This window comes from Pseudomonas sp. NFACC45 (assembly GCF_900113505.1).
GTDB classification, from domain to species: domain Bacteria; phylum Pseudomonadota; class Gammaproteobacteria; order Pseudomonadales; family Pseudomonadaceae; genus Aquipseudomonas; species Aquipseudomonas tehranensis.
On record NZ_FOPO01000007.1, the window covers coordinates 205,707 to 222,153 of the forward strand.

Consider the following 16,447-nt stretch of genomic DNA (forward strand, 5'->3'; position numbering starts at 1 on the left):
AGCGCCCCGTGAAGCGGGGGCGCGCAGAAGTGTGCCGCAATCGTGGCGATGCGTCACCTGAGCGGGTTCAACCCAGGCGTGCCGGCGACAGCAGGGTGGTGCTCAGGCCGAAACGGGTCAGGGTCTCGGGCAATGGCTCGCCGCGCACCAGGGCCGCGCTGGCCTGACCCATGGCCGGGGACGTCTGGATGCCGTAGCCGCCCTGGGCCGCAACCCAGAACAACCCCGGTACCTGGGGATCGAAACCGGACAAGAGGTCGCCGTCGTGGACGAAGCTGCGCAACCCGGCCCAGGTGCGGGTCGGACGGCGGATGGTCAGGGTGGTGGCTTCTTCGATCTGGTAGATGCCCATGGCAATGTCCAGTTCTTCAGGCTGCACGTCGTGAGGTTCCACCGGATCGGCATTTGCCGGCGAGCCGAGGAACATGCCGGCGTCGGGCTTCATGTAGAACGACTCGTCGAGGCTCACCAGCATCGGCCAGTCATGAATGTCCACGCCCTCGGGGCCGGCAAAAATGAATGCCGCCCGCCGCTTGGGTTGCAGGCCCAACTTGCGTGCGCCTGCCATTTCGGCAATCTGATCGGCCCAGGCGCCGGCCGCGTTGATCACTACTGGCGCGCTGAAGGTCTGGCCAGCGGTTGCCACCTGCCACATCCCCTGATCGTCGCGGCTCAGGCCCAGCACTTCTGTGTCGGTGTGCACCTGACCGCCGTTGCGGCGGATACCGCGCAGGTAGCCTTGGTGCAGCGCGTCGGTGTCGATGTCACAAGCCGTGGGGTCGTAGATTGCACCGTGCACCTTGTCCGGTCGCAGGATCGGCAGTCGCACACAGGCCTCTTCGGCGCTGAGCAGTTGCATTTGCGGCACCGTGGCCTTGGCGCTGAGGTACTGGTTGTTCAGCTCGGCCGGGTCGCCGGTGAAATCCACGGTCATTTCGCCCCGTGGGGTGAGCAGCGGGTGTTCGCAGAAACCGGCCGGCGGCGTATCGAAAAAGTCACGGCTGGCCTGGGTCAGTGCCCGCACCTGGGGCGTGCCATAGGCCGCGGTGTACAGCGCCGCTGAACGCCCGGTGGAGTGATAACCCGGATGGGATTCGCGCTCGAGCACAATGACCCGACCATGGGGCGCCAGCCAGTAGCCGGTGGAAGCACCGGCGATGCCACCGCCGATGATGATGAAGTCTGCTGAGGTCATGAAGCTCTCCTGTGGAGCGCGGTGCCGGGAGTTAGTACAACCCTGTGGGAGCGAGCCTGCTCGCGATGCGGTGTGTCAGACACATATATTTATTTGATACACCACATCGCGAGCAGGCTCGCTCCCACAAGGGAAATTGGCTGTGTCAGTTGTGAAGCTGATAAAGCGCATTCGCCAGCGCAACGTCTTCCAACCCCAGGCCGATGGAGCGGAAGAACACATGGCGTGCATAGTTGGGACGCGCCACGTGTTCGCTGAGCAGTTCAGGCAGATCCCCAGCCAGGCGTGACGCGTCCCAGCCGTGCTGTTCAGCGGCAATCAGCATTTCACCGGCCGATCCTGGAGTGGTCTGACGATAGTCACAGAACACGTCCATGTCGTTGAGGCTCTGGGGTGGCACTTCGTGGGCGCGCGGAGCATTGGTGCTGATGGAGGTAATCAGCGTCGGCTTGCTCAGTGTCTGCGGGTCGAGCACTGCCTTGGCGGACGAGGTGCAGAGCATCACCACATCGGCGTCGTGCAGCGCCGCTTCAAGGCTGGCAGCGATTTGCAGGCGCGAATCCAGCTCTGTGAGCGAAGCAAGCTCTTGCGCCGATTTATTTTGCAGGCTGGGGGAATAGAGGCTGATGCTTTGCCAGTCACGCAGGCCCTTGACGTATTGCACATGAGCCTTTGCCACTGCGCCGCTGCCGATGACTGCCAAGCGCCGGGCCTGGAATGGGGCGAGGGCATCCACGGCGACGGCAGTGGTGGCTGCGGTGCGGGCGGTCGTCAGTTCGGCAGCATCGCACAGCAGCAGTGGCTGGCCGGTCTGCATCGACATCAGCAAGGTCCAGGCTGTCACCACTGGACCTTGCTCGCGCACGATATACGGTGAGGTCTTGACCCCGTAGACCTGCTCTTCAGCCAGCACGCCCAGGTAGTTGATGAAATCCCCGGCGCCTTGGGGAAACTCCACAAGTTGCTGGGGCGGTTGGACGGCCTGTCCGGCGGCAAGGTCGTGGAACAGCTTGCGTAAAATCTGCGGTACGTCGACTTGGCCGAGAAGCTCTCGGGCCTGGGCTTGGTTCATCACATACGGCGCGCTGGGCATCGGGACTCCGGAGTGCTTGATGTAAACTATTTTGTCTATTATGGACTTTTAGTTTGATCGAGCAATATGCCGGTCAAAAAAAAACGCAGCCACCCAGGGCTGCGCTTTTTGGCTGGTCGCGTCGGTTAAGGCCGCTTGCGCTCAACCGGACGAAGCAGGTGGGTCGGCGGGGTTTCGCAACTGATCTTTTTCCCTAGCAGCGCCTCGATGGACGGTAACTGGTAGGAATCGTCTTCGCCGGCAAAGCTGATGGACACGCCCTCGGCCCCTGCGCGACCTGTGCGCCCGATCCGGTGCACATAGTCATCCGGCACTTCCGGCAGGGTGAAGTTGATCACGTGGCTGATCCCGTCGATATGAATCCCGCGGCCGGCCACATCGGTGGCCACCAGCACACGGATCTTGCCTTCGCGAAAGCCTTCCAGCGTCTTGATGCGCTTGTGTTGCGGCACGTCACCCGACAACTGGGCGGCGTTGACGCCATCGCGCACCAGGCGCTCCTCGATACGGCGTACTTCGTCCTTGCGGTTGGCGAACACCATCACCCGCTCCCAACCGTTGTCGTTGACCAGGTTGTAGAGCAGCTTGTACTTATCGGCGCCGGCCACAGCGTAGATGTGCTGCTCGACGTTTTCGCTGGCGACGTTCAGCGCCTCGATCTCGACGATGGACGGGTCGGTGGTCCATTGCTTGGCCAGGTTCATCACGTCTTCGGTGAACGTGGCGGAAAACAGCAACGTCTGGCGTTCGCTTTTCGGCGGGGTCTGACGAATGATCTGGCGCACCTGTGGAATGAAGCCCATGTCGAGCATGCGGTCGGCTTCGTCCAGCACCATCACCTCGACCATGTCCAGGTGCACATCGCCGCGCTGGTTGAAGTCCAGCAGACGTCCTGGCGTTGCCACCAGAATGTCGCAGTGGCGGGCTTCGAGATGCTTGAGTTGCTTGTCGAAGTCCATGCCGCCGACGAACGTCATCACGTTCAGTCCGGTGTACTTGGTCAGGTCGGCGGCGTCCTTGGCGATCTGCACCACCAGTTCGCGGGTCGGGGCGATGATCAGCGCCCGTGGCTCGCCCATGTAGCGTTCTTTGGGCGGCGGGGTCTGCAGCAACTGGGTGATGATGGAAATCAGGAACGCAGCGGTCTTGCCGGTGCCGGTCTGGGCACGACCGATGGCATCTTTACCGGCGAGGGTGAACCCCAGCACCTGCGCCTGGATCGGCGTGCAGTACGGGAAGCCCAGGTCCTGAATGGCATGCATCAGTTCAGGGGCGAGTTTGAAATCATGGAAGCGGGTCTTGCCTTCCTGGGGTTCTACGACGAAATCCTCGAGCTTCCAGGCAACGGCCGGCGGTTTTGGGGCGCGCTCGCGGCGTGGCTTGGGGGCATCGTTGCGTGTCTGTTCCGGCGGAGGGGCAACAGGCGCGGTGGCCGCGTCTTTTTCTGTGTTCGCAACAGGCGTTGCTCGCCGCGGTTTTTTTTGCACCTCGGTACGGCTCGGGCTGTGGGCAGGTGCGCTGGAGCCAGGCACGAGCTGCTCGGCCTCGCTTTTACCGAACATCTTCTTGAGTGCTTTGAGCACGGTCATCTCATCGATTGGTTAAGGAATGTACGCCGGCCAGTGTAATGCAAGAAACGGGCGCGGCGTAGTGTGATCGTCAAGGGCTTGACATGTCCTTGCGCCCGCTTAGCGCAGCCGCTCGCTCAGCCAGGTGCCGATGTCGCGAATCTCCTCGGGTAACACTTCATGGCCCATTGGGTATTCTTGCCATGTCACGGTGACACCATGCTGTTTCAAATACTCTTTTGCGGTCCGCCCCATGGGGTTGAGTACCACTTCGTCGTACTGGCCGTGTAGCGCCAATACCGGAATGCGCTGCTGGCTGGCCGACAATTGCAGTTCTTCGCTGAAAGTCGGTGCATAAGTGGACAGCGCGACTACGCCCCCCAATGGACCCTGCCATTCCACGAATGCGGTGTGATAGACCACCGCGCCGCCCTGGGAAAAACCTGCGAGGAAAATCCGCGAGGCGTCTATTCCACGGGCTCGCTGGGCTTCTATCAGGTCCATGACCCGCTGCGCCGACACTTCCAGTTGCTGCTCGTCGATGGCCCGAGCGGGGCTCAGGGCGCGGATGTCGTACCAACTGGGCATGGCGTAGCCGCCGTTGATGGTCACCGGCTGGGTTGGCGCTTGAGGCAGAACGAAACGTGTCGTGAGCAGGCTTTGCTGCAGCATTTCGGCCACCGGCAGGAAGTCGTAACGATCGGCGCCCAGGCCGTGGAGCCAGATGACGCACGCGTCGGCGGTGCCGCTGGGCTCGAGAATCAAGGGGTCGGTCATGGTGTGCTCCAGATCTGTGCGGGCGCGCTCATTCAGTGCGTTATTACAGTGCGGGCCCGGTGCCTCAGTTAATTAGATGTCGCAATGTTAAAAGTTTTTGTCTTGACGTGTCACATAAGGGCCAAGCGCAGCGGTGTGGTACGGCGTTTGCTTTGAGGTAGCTTGAGTGATGATTCTTACGCTGCGCGGTAACACTATCAGCTTGACGCGACGCATGGGATATCAGAAATCCGGTGATGGATGTTCGCCAATAGCCGCTACGGGCTTCGCGAACGTGAAGGGCTACAGCCCGTTCGGCCGATTGGTGAGAGATGAGTAGGCGCCCTGTTTAAGGGCATTCTCATTATTAGACTCATAGCGAAGGTCCAGACGTCGGTTGACCCTAAAAAAAGCCAACAAGGGTCGGCAATGCCCCATAAGGGTGCGACAGGGCTCGAGCTCCGACACAACAAGAGCAAAACTGGAGGTTTGAATGAAGTTACTGAAATCCACCCTGGCCGTCGTGACTGCAGCAGCAGTGCTCGGCGTCAGCGGGTTCGCTCAGGCGGGTGCAACCCTGGATGCCGTACAGAAGAAAGGCTTTGTGCAATGTGGCGTGAGTGATGGTTTGCCGGGTTTCTCGGTCCCAGATGCCAAGGGCGTGATTCTGGGCATTGACGCGGACTTCTGCCGTGCCGTTGCTGCTGCCGTGTTTGGCGATGCGACCAAGGTGAAGTTCAGCCAGTTGAACGCCAAGGAGCGCTTCACCGCGCTGCAGTCCGGCGAAATCGACATCCTTTCGCGCAACACCACCATGACCAGTTCCCGTGATGCGGGCATGGGCCTGAAATTTCCAGGCTTCATTACCTATTACGACGGCATCGGCTTCCTGGTAAACAACAAGCTGGGCGTCAAGAGCGCCAAGGAACTGGACGGTGCAACCATCTGCATCCAGGCCGGTACCACCACCGAGCTGAACGTTTCCGACTACTTCCGTGGCAACGGCCTCAAATACACCCCGATCACCTTCGACACCTCCGATGAAAGCGCCAAGTCGCTGGAATCCGGTCGTTGCGACGTGCTGACCTCCGACAAGTCCCAGCTGTTCGCCCAGCGCAGCAAGCTGGCCGCGCCGAAGGACTACGTAGTTCTGCCGGAAACCATTTCCAAGGAACCACTGGGTCCGGTCGTGCGTAACGGCGACGACGAGTGGCTGGCCGTTGTGCGCTGGACTGGCTACGCCATGCTCAACGCCGAAGAAGCCGGCATCACTTCCAAGAACGTTGAAGCTGAAGCCAAGTCCACCAAGAACCCGGACGTCGCCCGTATGCTCGGCGCGGATGGTGAATATGGTAAGGACCTCAAGCTGCCGAAAGACTGGGTTGTCCAGATCGTCAAGCAAGTCGGCAACTATGGTGAAGTGTTCGAGAAGAACCTGGGCAAAGGCACCCCGCTGGAAATCGACCGCGGCCTGAACGCGCTGTGGACCAACGGCGGCATTCAATACGCACCACCAGTGCGCTGATGGTTCTATCACCCGGTGGGCCAACCACCGGGTGATGTTCTGTTCCATTCTTTGCGGGGCACTTCATGCAAAATTCAATCGGCGCACCTAAGCAGAGGCTTAGCCTCAGCGATCCACGCGTGCGTGCCTGGGTATTTCAGATCGTCACCATTGTGGCGGTGGTTTCACTGGGCTGGTTTCTGTTCGACAACACGCAAACCAACCTTGAGCACCGGGGCATCACCTCCGGCTTCAGCTTTCTGGAGCGCAGTGCCGGGTTCGGCATCGCTCAAACCCTGATCGACTACACCGAAGCGGACAGCTATGCCCGCGTCTTTGTCATCGGGTTGCTCAACACTCTGCTGGTGACGTTCATCGGCGTAATCCTGGCGACGATTCTCGGTTTCATTGTCGGCGTGGCCCGACTGTCGAAAAACTGGATCATCGCCAAAGTGGCAACGGTGTATGTGGAGGTTTTCCGAAACATCCCGCCACTGCTGCAGATCCTGTTCTGGTACTTCGCGGTGTTCCTGACCATGCCGGGGCCGCGCGCCGCTCATAACTTCGGCGACACCTTCTTTGTCAGCAGCCGGGGCCTGAACATGCCGGCCGCACTGGTGGCGGACGGGTTCTGGCCATTCGTGATCAGCGTCGTGCTGGCCATCGTCGCCATCGTGCTGATGACCCGCTGGGCCAACAAGCGCTTTGAAGCCACGGGCGAGCCGTTCCATAAATTCTGGGTCGGCCTGGCGTTGTTCCTGGTGATCCCGGCGCTGTGCGCCCTGGTCTTCGGCGCGCCAGTACACTGGGAGATGCCGGAACTCAAGGGCTTCAACTTCGTTGGTGGCTGGGTGCTGATTCCCGAGTTGCTGGCATTGACTTTGGCACTGACGGTGTACACCGCGGCGTTCATCGCCGAAATCGTGCGTTCGGGCATCAAGTCGGTCAGCCACGGCCAGACCGAAGCCGCCCACTCCCTGGGCCTGCGCAACGGTCCGACCCTGCGCAAAGTGATTATCCCGCAAGCCCTGCGCGTGATCATCCCGCCGCTGACCAGCCAATACCTGAACCTGGCGAAGAACTCCTCGCTGGCGGCCGGTATCGGTTATCCGGAAATGGTTTCGCTGTTTGCCGGTACGGTGCTGAACCAGACCGGGCAGGCGATCGAAGTGATTGCGATCACCATGAGCGTGTACCTGGCGATCAGTATCAGCATTTCCCTGCTGATGAACTGGTACAACAAGCGCATTGCGCTGATCGAGCGGTGAGGAAAAACGCGCATGACATCCCATACTTTCAAGCCTGACATGCCCCCACCGAGCAGTAGCATCGGTGTCGTGGCATGGATGCGCGCGAACATGTTCTCCAGCTGGCTCAACACCTTGCTGACGTTGTTTGCGTTCTACCTGATTTACCTGGTCGTTCCACCGATCCTCAGTTGGGCGATCCTTGATGCCAACTGGGTCGGCACCACACAGGCTGACTGCACCAAGGAGGGCGCCTGCTGGGTGTTCATCCAGCAGCGCTTTGGCCAGTTCATGTATGGCTACTATCCGACGGGACTGCGCTGGCGCGTGGACCTGACCGTGTGGTTGGCGGTCATTGGTGTGGCTCCGCTGTTCATCTCGCGCTTCCCGCGCAAAGCGGTCTACGGCCTGAGCTTCCTGGTGCTGTATCCGATCATCGCCTGGTGCCTGTTGCACGGTGGCGTGTTCGGCCTGGCCACCGTGTCGACCAGCCAATGGGGCGGCCTGATGCTAACCCTGGTCATCGCCACCGTCGGTATTGCCGGGGCTTTGCCGCTTGGCATCGTGCTGGCGTTGGGGCGGCGCTCCAACATGCCGGCGATCCGTGTGGTCTGCGTGACCTTCATCGAGTTCTGGCGCGGCGTGCCATTGATCACGGTGCTGTTCATGTCTTCGGTGATGCTGCCGCTGTTCCTGCCTGAAGGCATGAACTTCGACAAGCTGCTGCGGGCACTGATCGGCGTGATCCTGTTCCAGTCGGCGTATGTGGCTGAAGTGGTGCGTGGCGGCTTGCAAGCGATTCCCAAGGGACAGTATGAAGCGGCCGCGGCGATGGGCCTGGGTTACTGGCGCAGCATGGGGCTGGTGATTTTGCCGCAAGCCCTGAAGATGGTGATCCCGGGTATCGTCAACACTTTCATTGCGTTGTTCAAGGACACTAGCCTGGTGATCATCATCGGCCTGTTCGACCTGCTCAACAGCGTGAAACAAGCCGCCGCCGACCCGAAATGGCTGGGCATGGCCACCGAAGGCTATGTGTTCGCTGCCCTGGTGTTCTGGATTTTCTGTTTTGGTATGTCCCGCTATTCCATGCATTTGGAACGCAAGCTGGACACTGGCCACAAGCGTTAGGAGCGTAGTTTATGAGTGAAGCGATCAAACAGCCTGTGAGCCCTGAAGGCATTATTCAGATGCAGGGCGTAAACAAGTGGTACGGCCAGTTCCACGTGTTGAAAGACATCAACCTGAACGTCCAGCAGGGCGAGCGTATCGTGTTGTGCGGCCCGTCGGGTTCCGGCAAGTCCACCACCATCCGCTGCCTCAACCGCCTGGAAGAACACCAGCAGGGCCGCATCGTGGTCGATGGCGTGGAACTGACCAACGACCTCAAGCAGATCGAAGCGATCCGCCGTGAAGTCGGCATGGTGTTCCAGCACTTCAACCTGTTCCCGCACTTGACCATCCTGCAGAACTGCACCCTGGCGCCGATGTGGGTGCGCAAGATGCCCAAGCGCAAGGCCGAGGAAATCGCCATGCATTATCTGGAGCGCGTACGCATTCCAGAGCAGGCGCACAAATACCCTGGCCAGCTCTCGGGTGGTCAGCAGCAGCGTGTGGCCATCGCCCGTGCCCTGTGCATGAAACCGAAAATCATGCTGTTCGACGAACCGACTTCGGCACTCGACCCGGAAATGGTGAAAGAGGTTCTGGACACTATGATCGGCCTGGCCGAAGACGGTATGACCATGCTCTGCGTGACCCACGAAATGGGCTTTGCCCGCACCGTGGCCAACCGTGTGATCTTCATGGACAAGGGTGAAATCGTCGAACAGGCCGCGCCGAACGACTTCTTCGACAACCCGCAGAACGACCGCACCAAGCTGTTCCTGAGCCAGATTCTGCATTGATCCGGCCTTAGGCATTGAAATAGACCCGGACTTGTCCGGGTTTATTTTTTCCTGGTATTCAGGGTGTCAGAACGGTTTCCTGTTCCGGATGACGGGTAGCCAACAACTGCTTCAAATCGGTGCCCTCGCTCAGTGCGAGTACCTCCGCCATCAGATGGGGGTGGCGGTCGAGCAGACGCATCAGCGTGAACAGTGGTTGCGGTGGGGTGATTTCGCCACGCTCGTAACGGGAAAAGGCGTTGTGTCCGCCGCCAGACAGCAGCTTCACCGCTTCTTTCTGCGTGAGGTGCAGTTTGCGGCGGATGCGTTTCATCTCCGCCCCCATCGCCTGGGCGCAATCTTCGAGCAACTGATCGCTCACGCGGGAATAACGTTGCGCGCTATCGGTGTCGTGATCAAATTCGATTTCACCACAAACCCGGCACTCCCACCCGGCGATGTCGTGCACCTGCCGTGCTACCTGCTTGTAGTCGATGGTAAAGCTGCGGCCCTCAAAGTGTTGCATGGCGTCTTGAGTGCCGCAGTTGACACATTGCTGCGTTTTCATTGGTCTTTCTCCTTGAAGGAGACTACCGGGTGCCCACCGCCAGGGCGGTAGGTCACCTTGATGTAAATCTCCCGATCCTGAAATGTTGTGTGATAAACGTCCTGCCAGACTCGATGATCGGCGTAGGTTGTCATCGATTTGTGCAACATCCTGTACTCCAGCGAGGCAATGATTCGCAGCATCCGGGCAGTGCTTAGCGACATTTTTCGAGCGCCTTGCTGAGCGCTCATAGTAAATGCCTTGCTCCCCAGCCTGAGGACTTCGGCCTTGACCACTGCCAGGTCGTAGTGAGGTGTGCTCTTTTCCATAGAACTGTATGCCTTGTCCTTAAAATTACCCTCAAAGGGTAATTTTGACTAATCGAAAATTTCGTTCCTTTTCCCTCACATTGACCTTAGGCGGTTGCCGTCCTACAAGAAGCTGACTAACCTGTCAGAAAAATCAACCTGTGCTGCCGACCCCTGCGCTCAGCGAACGCTATCGCTGCTTCTCCAGCGTCAACGGTGCGCAGTTGCGCCAGAGCTTCAACCTTCGTTGCGCGTCATCCACCTGTGTTCGAGCTGCACATCGAATCCTCGGCGCTTTCCAACAACAGTCCAGGCAGTGGGCCAAGGCCCTCTGTCGACAGTTGATCAATGAACCCTGAACCAGAGCTTTTCCATGTCCCGCGATACGCTTGACCGCAGCACTCCGACGACGCCCAAACGCGCCGCAGAGCTTGAAGAACTGTTGATCGACGCCGAGGCCGATGACGAACAGGCCCAGCAACCCCAACCCGTGTTGCGCAGGCCCTGGCTGTTGTTGCTCGGATTGATCCTGGTTGCACTGAACCTGCGTCCGGCGCTGTCGAGCATGGCCCCGTTGCTTAGCGAAGTTTCAAGAAGCCTTGGTTTGTCGGCTGCCCAAGCCGGCTTGCTGACTACGCTGCCCGTGCTTTGCCTGGGCCTGTTCGCACCGCTGGCGCCGGTGCTGGCGAGGCGCTTTGGCGCCGAGCGCGTGGTGCTGGGGATCTTGCTGGCTCTGGCCGGCGGGATCATCTTGCGCAGTTCTTTCGGTCAGGTAGGCCTGTTTGCTGGCAGCATCCTGGCCGGTGCGAGCATTGGTGTGATCGGTGTGCTGTTGCCGGGCATCGTCAAGCGTGACTTCGCCAAACACGCCGGCGCCATGACCGGCGTCTACACCATGGCGCTGTGCCTGGGTGCGGCAATGGCGGCCGGGGCCACGGTGCCGTTGAGCGAGCATCTGGATCACAGTTGGGCGATGGGCCTGGGTTTCTGGGTGGTGCCGGCGCTGCTGGCCGCGGTGTTCTGGCTGCCGCAAGTGGGCCCGAAACACGGTGCGCATCAGGTGGCGTATCGGGTTCGTGGTTTGCTGCGTGATCCGTTGGCCTGGCAGGTGACGTTGTACATGGGGCTGCAGTCGTCACTGGCCTACATCGTGTTCGGGTGGCTGCCGTCGATCCTCATTGGCCGTGGCCTGACGCCGACCCACGCCGGGCTGGTGTTGTCCGGCTCGGTCATTGTGCAACTGATCAGTTCCCTGGCCGCGCCCTGGCTGGCGACCCGGGGCAAGGATCAGCGCCTGGCCATTGTGATTGTCATGCTCATGACCCTCGGCGGGCTGTTCGGGTGCCTTTATGCGCCTATCGATGGCTTGTGGGGCTGGGCGATCCTGCTGGGGTTGGGGCAGGGCGCCACGTTCAGTCTGGCACTGACGCTGATCGTGCTGCGTTCGCGGGACGCCCATGTGGCCGCGAACCTTTCCAGCATGGCCCAAGGGTTTGGCTACACATTGGCGTCCATGGGGCCGTTCGCGGTCGGAGTGGTCCACGACTGGACCGGCGGCTGGAGTGCCCTGGGTTGGATCTTCGGCGTGATTGGCCTGGGCGCGATCATTGCGGGCATCGGGGCCGGCCGGGCGCTATACGTTGGGGTCAGCAGCGAAAGAGTCAGCGATCTTCGCTGATGCTATTTTCGTGGCGAATGACGATAGTGTTCCTCACCAGAGCAGATTATCGTGCAGCTCTACTGAAGATTTCCGGAGCTTGTTCATGAGTGATGCCCACAACGCTTTGATCACCCGCTTCTACCAGGCCTTCCAGCGCCTGGATGCCGACGCCATGAGCGCCTGCTACACCGACGACGTGGTGTTCAGCGACCCGGCATTCGGCGAACTGCGCGGGCGTGATGCCGGCGACATGTGGCGCATGCTTACCACTCGGGCCAAGGATTTTTCCCTGACCTTCGATAACGTGCGCAGCGATGAGCGTACCGGCGGCGCCCACTGGGTGGCGACTTACCTGTTCAGCCAGACCGGCAACACCGTGGTCAATGACATTCAGGCGCGATTCGTGTTTCGCGACGGCAAGATTTGCGAGCACCATGACAGCTTTGATCTGTGGCGCTGGTCTCGCCAGGCGCTGGGCACCAAGGGCCTGCTGCTGGGCTGGACGCCTCTGGTGCGCAATGCCGTCAGGGCCCAGGCCCTCAAGGGGCTGCGGGCGTTCCAGGCCAGTCGCTGATAAGATCGCGGCTTGTTTCCTAGACACCTGCTGAACATCCTGTGACGACCGCCAAGCCATCTTCCGACCTGCCAGGGCACGCTGCAGCCGAACCGGGCAAACCCTGGTTCGTCTACCTGGTGAGGGCCGCCAACGGATCGCTGTACTGCGGCATCAGTGATGACCCGGTGCGACGTTTCGCCAAGCATCAAAGCGGCAAAGGCGCGCGTTTTTTTCTTTCCAGCCCGGCGGTGGCGCTGGTGTATACCGAAGCCTGCCGCGACAAGGGCGAAGCGTTGCGCCAGGAACGCTTGATCAAAAAACTCAGGAAAAGCGCCAAGGAATGCCTGGTGGCGAGTGCATCGTTGCTCCATCAACCCCGCTGATACGTCTTCATCAGGAGGGTAGGCTGTCTGACCCTGGCACGCTAAGCTGCTGAACTTCCTCCCTGCAATGGCGAACCTCATGTCAGAGTTGATTCTTCATCATTACCCGACGTCTCCCTTCGCGGAGAAAGCCCGTTTGTTGCTGGGTTTCAAGGGGCTGTCCTGGCGTTCGGTGCATATCCCGCCGATGATGCCCAAGCCCGACTTGACGGCACTGACGGGTGGCTACCGCAAAACCCCGGTGCTGCAGATCGGCGCTGATGTTTATTGCGACACGGCGCTGATCGCCCGCCGACTGGAACAGGAAAAAGCCTCGCCGGCGCTGTTTCCCGAAGGCCGGGAGATGATTGCAGCGTCTTTTGCCGCATGGGCCGATTCGGTGGTGTTCCAGCATGCGGTGAGCCTGGTGTTCCAGCCTGAGTCGGTGGCGGTGCGTTTCGCCAAGCTAGCGCCCGAAGCGATCAAGGCATTCATCGCCGACCGCGCCGGGCTGTTCAGCGGCGGCACGAGCACACGCTTGTCCGCCGAACAGGCCAAGCATCAATGGCCAACGATCATGGCGCGCCTGGAGCAACAATTGCAGCGCGAGGAAGGAGACTTTTTGCTGGGTGATCCCTCGATTGCCGACTTCGCCATGGCTCACCCGCTGTGGTTTCTCAAAGGCACGCCGGTGACTTCGCCGCTGGTAGACGCCTACCCGGCGATTTCGGCATGGCTGGCGCGAGTGCTGGGTTTCGGCCATGGTGCGCCGAATCAGATGAGTTCCGAAGAGGCCCTGGAAGTCGCCCGCAACGCGACGCCGGCAGCGCTGCCGGAGGAGTCGTTCGAAGAGCCGAACGGGTTTGCATTGGGGCAGCGTGTGACCATCGCGGCGACCGATTATGGCGTCGATCCGGTGGCCGGGGAGTTGCTGTTTGCCGGTCGCGAAGAGCTGATCCTGCGTCGCGAAGACGCGCTTGGCGGGGTGGTGCATGTGCACTTTCCGCGGCTGGGTTTTCAATTATCAACTTGATAAGAGGGTCAGACGCTCGATTAAAGTCGATCTGTCGCCCGGAGCAGGCAATTCCGGGCGTTTACTCCAGAAGAGAACACCCGATATTACAGCTCGCAGAGAACCAGGTGTGGCGCATTGGGAGGAATAAGGCCTTGCAGGTCGAAGATCGTTGTGGCGCGGCTGATTGCATCGCTCGTGCTGCTCCCGTTGAAAACGGTGGTGGTCTGTATCACGGTTTGGTTCGGTGGCAGGAAGAGTTGGCAGGTGTATTGCGCGGCAGAGGCGGAACCGGCGTAGATCGCAATGAAAGACAACACCAGGGCGCGTTGGATGATTTGTATAACGCGGTTTCGGGCTGGGTAGCACTGTATCGAGCTCATTTTATATGCTCCGTCTGTTCCGGCGTTCTCGCAAGAGGTTCGGCTCAGCGATGGATTCGGCTGAGGGGCATATATAAAAATGAACGCTATTTCAGGCATTGATACTGTAGGAGTTGACAGTCCCGATCAACGGGCGCTTACCGTCTACCCAGGGCTTGCGCGCGATGAGGCCATCAGAACTATAAAGCGGACAACGCCTTGAGAATGTTCTCTGGTTCATACCCACGAATCAACGTGCCATTGACCTCCAGGATCGGAATCCCCCGCCCACCCAGCGCCTCATAGGCCTTGCGCGCCTGGGCATCCTTCTCGATATCGAACTCGCGAAACGGCACGCCTTTTTCATCCAGGAACCGCCGTGTGGCCTTGCAGTAACCGCACCAGTCGGTGGCATACAGCACGACCCGGGCATCGGCCCGGATCTGTTCAGGCAGCATTTGCGAGGGGTTGAACACCCGTTCGATTTTTCCCCAGTTCTGGTACGCCACAATCACCAGAACAATCAGCAGGAATTTCTTGAGTACCTTCCCAAGCATCAATTGCGGCGCTTGAGCTGATCGGTCAGCGCCGTGGGCAGGCCCTTGATGATCAGCGTGCCGGCTTCTTCGTCATATTCGATCTTGGAGCCCAGCAGGTGGGCTTCGAAGCTGATGGACAAGCCTTCGGCGCGGCCGGTGAAGCGGCGGAACTGGTTGAGGGTACGTTTATCCGCTGGAATCTCCGGCGACAGGCCATAGTCCTTGTTGCGGATGTGGTCGTAGAAGGCTTTCGGGCGATCTTCGTCGATCAGTTCGGACAGTTCTTCCAGGCCCATCGGCTCGCCGAGCTTGGCCTGGCTGCTGGCGTAATCCACCAGGGTCTTGGTTTTCTCCCGGGCGTCGTCTTCGGGCAGGTCTTCGCTTTCGACGAAGTCACTGAAGGCCTTGAGCAGGGTACGGGTTTCGCCGGGGCCGTCGACGCCTTCCTGGCAGCCGATGAAGTCGCGGAAATACTCCGAGACCTTCTTGCCGTTCTTACCTTTGATGAACGAGATGTACTGCCTGGACTGTTTGTTGTTCTGCCATTCCGACACATTGATCCGCGCTGCCAGGTGCAGTTGGCCCAGATCAAGGTGACGGGACGGGGTCACGTCCAGCTCGTCGGTGACCGCCACGCCTTCGCTGTGGTGCAGCAGGGCGATCGCCAGGTAATCGGTCATGCCCTGTTGATAATGGGCAAACAGCACGTGGCCGCCCACCGACAGGTTGGACTCTTCCATCAGCTTTTGCAGGTGCTCCACCGCCACGCGACTGAATGCGGTGAAATCCTTGCCACCCTCGAGATACTCCTTCAGCCAGCCGCTGAACGGGTGCGCCCCGGACTCGGCATGGAAGAAACCCCAGGCCTTGCCTTGTTTGGCGTTGTAGCTCTCATTGAGGTCGGCGAGCATGTTCTCGATGGCTGTGGACTCGCTCAGCTCGGAGTCACGGGCATGGAGCACGGCGGGCGTGCCGTCGGGTTTTTTGTCGATCAGGTGGACGATGCAATGACGGATCGGCATGGATTTCTCGGCTGATGGAAGAGAGGAGGGCGCGCTCCCCCCAAAAGGCCCAGTGTACCGCAATCACTGGTTTTGGAACCCTGCAAAGCCCCTTTCAGACCCGTCCGACACGCCATATGCATTTTTTTACCGTTTTAGCGCAAGAAAGCTGACCAAATGGGTAGCTAGAGGCGGATATTTCACAGGCGTTGTGCTAGTTTTGCCCGGTCTTACGCGAAGTCACTGCGTTAAGCGTGCATTCAGCATTTGTCAGGTCGAACCAAACCCGGTTTTCGGCATCTATTACCCCGATCCGTCGTGGTGATTACCGAGGGTGTCTGATCCTCTGAGATCGGGCTCGATGGCTGACACTGCACTCTGCAATCCATATGAATTTGATAGGGAAGGAACACTACATGGCTCTTACTAAAGACCAACTGATCGCTGACATCGCTGAAGCTATCGACGCGCCAAAAACCACTGCGCGTAACGCTTTGGACCAACTGGGTCAGATCGTTGCCGATCAGCTGGAAAATGGCGGCGAAATCACCTTGCCAGGCATCGGCAAGCTGAAAGTCACCGAGCGTCCTGCCCGCACTGGCCGCAACCCTTCGACTGGCGCAGCCATCGAAATCGCTGCCAAGAAAGTTGTTAAGTTCGTGCCAGCCAAAGCGCTGAACGACGGCATCAACAAGTAAGATCGCGTTCAAAAGAAAACCGTGCGGCGGAGTGATCCGGGCACGGTTTTTTGTTGCCCTGAATAAAGTGGCCTGTGGCGAGGGGATAAGTCCCTCATGGTGCGGCTTTTGTGGCGAGGGAGCTTGCTCCCGCTGGGTTGCGCAGCGACCCTA

18 protein-coding genes and 1 pseudogene are annotated in these 16,447 nt (G+C 59.8%); 10 read left to right on the top strand and 9 right to left on the bottom strand.

Going from position 1 to position 16,447, the window contains the following annotated elements; all coding sequences use genetic code 11:
* Positions 1–67 precede the first annotated feature (67 nt).
* The 4 genes from BM132_RS15105 to BM132_RS15120 all read right to left on the bottom strand — a co-directional run bounded on the left by BM132_RS15105 (position 68) and on the right by BM132_RS15120 (position 4,633).
* The gene (locus BM132_RS15105) at positions 68–1,195 is read right to left on the bottom strand and encodes an NAD(P)/FAD-dependent oxidoreductase (protein ID WP_092456327.1); all 1,128 of its coding nucleotides are present in this window, start codon (positions 1,193–1,195) and stop codon (positions 68–70) included.
* Between the two features lie 145 nt (positions 1,196–1,340).
* Positions 1,341–2,288 carry an ornithine cyclodeaminase family protein gene (locus BM132_RS15110; RefSeq protein ID WP_092456329.1) on the bottom strand — a complete coding sequence of 316 codons (948 nt, stop codon included), beginning with the start codon at positions 2,286–2,288 and terminating at the stop codon, positions 1,341–1,343.
* A gap of 125 nt (positions 2,289–2,413) precedes the next feature.
* The gene (gene rhlB / locus BM132_RS15115; RefSeq protein ID WP_092456332.1) at positions 2,414–3,877 is read right to left on the bottom strand and encodes an ATP-dependent RNA helicase RhlB; all 1,464 of its coding nucleotides are present in this window, start codon (positions 3,875–3,877) and stop codon (positions 2,414–2,416) included.
* A gap of 99 nt (positions 3,878–3,976) precedes the next feature.
* Entirely contained in the window at positions 3,977–4,633 is a 657-nt protein-coding gene (locus BM132_RS15120; RefSeq protein WP_092456335.1) for an alpha/beta hydrolase, read from the bottom strand.
* 472 nt (positions 4,634–5,105) lie between these two features.
* Between BM132_RS15120 and BM132_RS15125 the strand changes: the two genes are divergently transcribed.
* The 4 genes from BM132_RS15125 to BM132_RS15140 all read left to right on the top strand — a co-directional run bounded on the left by BM132_RS15125 (position 5,106) and on the right by BM132_RS15140 (position 9,270).
* Complete coding sequence (locus BM132_RS15125; protein ID WP_092393685.1) at positions 5,106–6,137, top strand: amino acid ABC transporter substrate-binding protein; 1,032 nt, start codon at positions 5,106–5,108, stop codon at positions 6,135–6,137.
* A gap of 65 nt (positions 6,138–6,202) precedes the next feature.
* Positions 6,203–7,384, top strand: a complete 1,182-nt coding sequence (locus BM132_RS15130; protein WP_047228860.1) for an amino acid ABC transporter permease — start codon at positions 6,203–6,205, stop codon at positions 7,382–7,384.
* A 12-nt stretch (positions 7,385–7,396) separates the two neighbouring features.
* The gene (locus tag BM132_RS15135; protein WP_092393681.1) at positions 7,397–8,494 is read left to right on the top strand and encodes an amino acid ABC transporter permease; all 1,098 of its coding nucleotides are present in this window, start codon (positions 7,397–7,399) and stop codon (positions 8,492–8,494) included.
* 11 nt (positions 8,495–8,505) lie between these two features.
* A complete protein-coding gene (locus tag BM132_RS15140) occupies positions 8,506–9,270 on the top strand; it encodes an amino acid ABC transporter ATP-binding protein (protein WP_047228862.1) in 765 nt (254 codons plus the stop codon).
* A 58-nt stretch (positions 9,271–9,328) separates the two neighbouring features.
* Here BM132_RS15140 and BM132_RS15145 read toward each other — a convergent pair whose 3' ends face one another.
* A complete protein-coding gene (locus tag BM132_RS15145; protein WP_092393678.1) occupies positions 9,329–9,817 on the bottom strand; it encodes a type II toxin-antitoxin system MqsA family antitoxin in 489 nt (162 codons plus the stop codon).
* Positions 9,814–10,125 (bottom strand): type II toxin-antitoxin system MqsR family toxin, encoded by a 312-nt coding sequence (locus BM132_RS15150; RefSeq protein WP_092456338.1) that lies wholly within the window; start codon positions 10,123–10,125, stop codon positions 9,814–9,816. Before BM132_RS15150 ends, BM132_RS15145 begins: the two co-directional genes overlap by 4 nt.
* Before the next feature lie 152 nt (positions 10,126–10,277).
* On the opposite strand from BM132_RS15150, the pseudogene BM132_RS28950 reads away from it, so the two are divergent.
* The 5 genes and pseudogenes from BM132_RS28950 to BM132_RS15170 form a co-directional block, all read left to right on the top strand.
* Positions 10,278–10,463, top strand: a pseudogene (locus tag BM132_RS28950) (GntR family transcriptional regulator); the annotation flags it as partial.
* Between the two features lie 14 nt (positions 10,464–10,477).
* A complete protein-coding gene (locus tag BM132_RS15155) occupies positions 10,478–11,782 on the top strand; it encodes a CynX/NimT family MFS transporter (RefSeq protein WP_092456341.1) in 1,305 nt (434 codons plus the stop codon).
* 85 nt (positions 11,783–11,867) lie between these two features.
* Positions 11,868–12,338, top strand: coding sequence for a nuclear transport factor 2 family protein (locus BM132_RS15160; RefSeq protein WP_047228866.1), 471 nt, complete (start codon positions 11,868–11,870; stop codon positions 12,336–12,338).
* Positions 12,339–12,379: 41 nt separating this feature from the next.
* Positions 12,380–12,703: a GIY-YIG nuclease family protein gene (locus BM132_RS15165; protein ID WP_092456343.1), complete on the top strand. Its 324-nt coding sequence runs from the start codon at positions 12,380–12,382 to the stop codon at positions 12,701–12,703.
* Between the two features lie 79 nt (positions 12,704–12,782).
* Complete coding sequence (locus tag BM132_RS15170; protein WP_092393663.1) at positions 12,783–13,715, top strand: glutathione S-transferase family protein; 933 nt, start codon at positions 12,783–12,785, stop codon at positions 13,713–13,715.
* Positions 13,716–13,801: 86 nt separating this feature from the next.
* Here BM132_RS15170 and BM132_RS15175 read toward each other — a convergent pair whose 3' ends face one another.
* From BM132_RS15175 to yejK, 3 genes are all read right to left on the bottom strand, one after another.
* On the bottom strand, positions 13,802–14,077 hold the full coding sequence (locus BM132_RS15175) for a hypothetical protein (protein WP_092456346.1): 276 nt from the start codon (positions 14,075–14,077) through the stop codon (positions 13,802–13,804).
* A 179-nt stretch (positions 14,078–14,256) separates the two neighbouring features.
* Positions 14,257–14,613, bottom strand: a complete 357-nt coding sequence (locus BM132_RS15180) for a glutaredoxin family protein (protein ID WP_092456349.1) — start codon at positions 14,611–14,613, stop codon at positions 14,257–14,259.
* The gene (gene yejK, locus BM132_RS15185) at positions 14,613–15,617 is read right to left on the bottom strand and encodes a nucleoid-associated protein YejK (RefSeq protein WP_092393654.1); all 1,005 of its coding nucleotides are present in this window, start codon (positions 15,615–15,617) and stop codon (positions 14,613–14,615) included. The genes BM132_RS15180 and yejK overlap by 1 nt, the downstream gene beginning before the upstream one ends.
* Positions 15,618–16,012: 395 nt before the next feature.
* Between yejK and BM132_RS15190 the strand changes: the two genes are divergently transcribed.
* Positions 16,013–16,294 carry an HU family DNA-binding protein gene (locus BM132_RS15190; RefSeq protein ID WP_092393651.1) on the top strand — a complete coding sequence of 94 codons (282 nt, stop codon included), beginning with the start codon at positions 16,013–16,015 and terminating at the stop codon, positions 16,292–16,294.
* Positions 16,295–16,447: the final 153 nt, after the last annotated feature.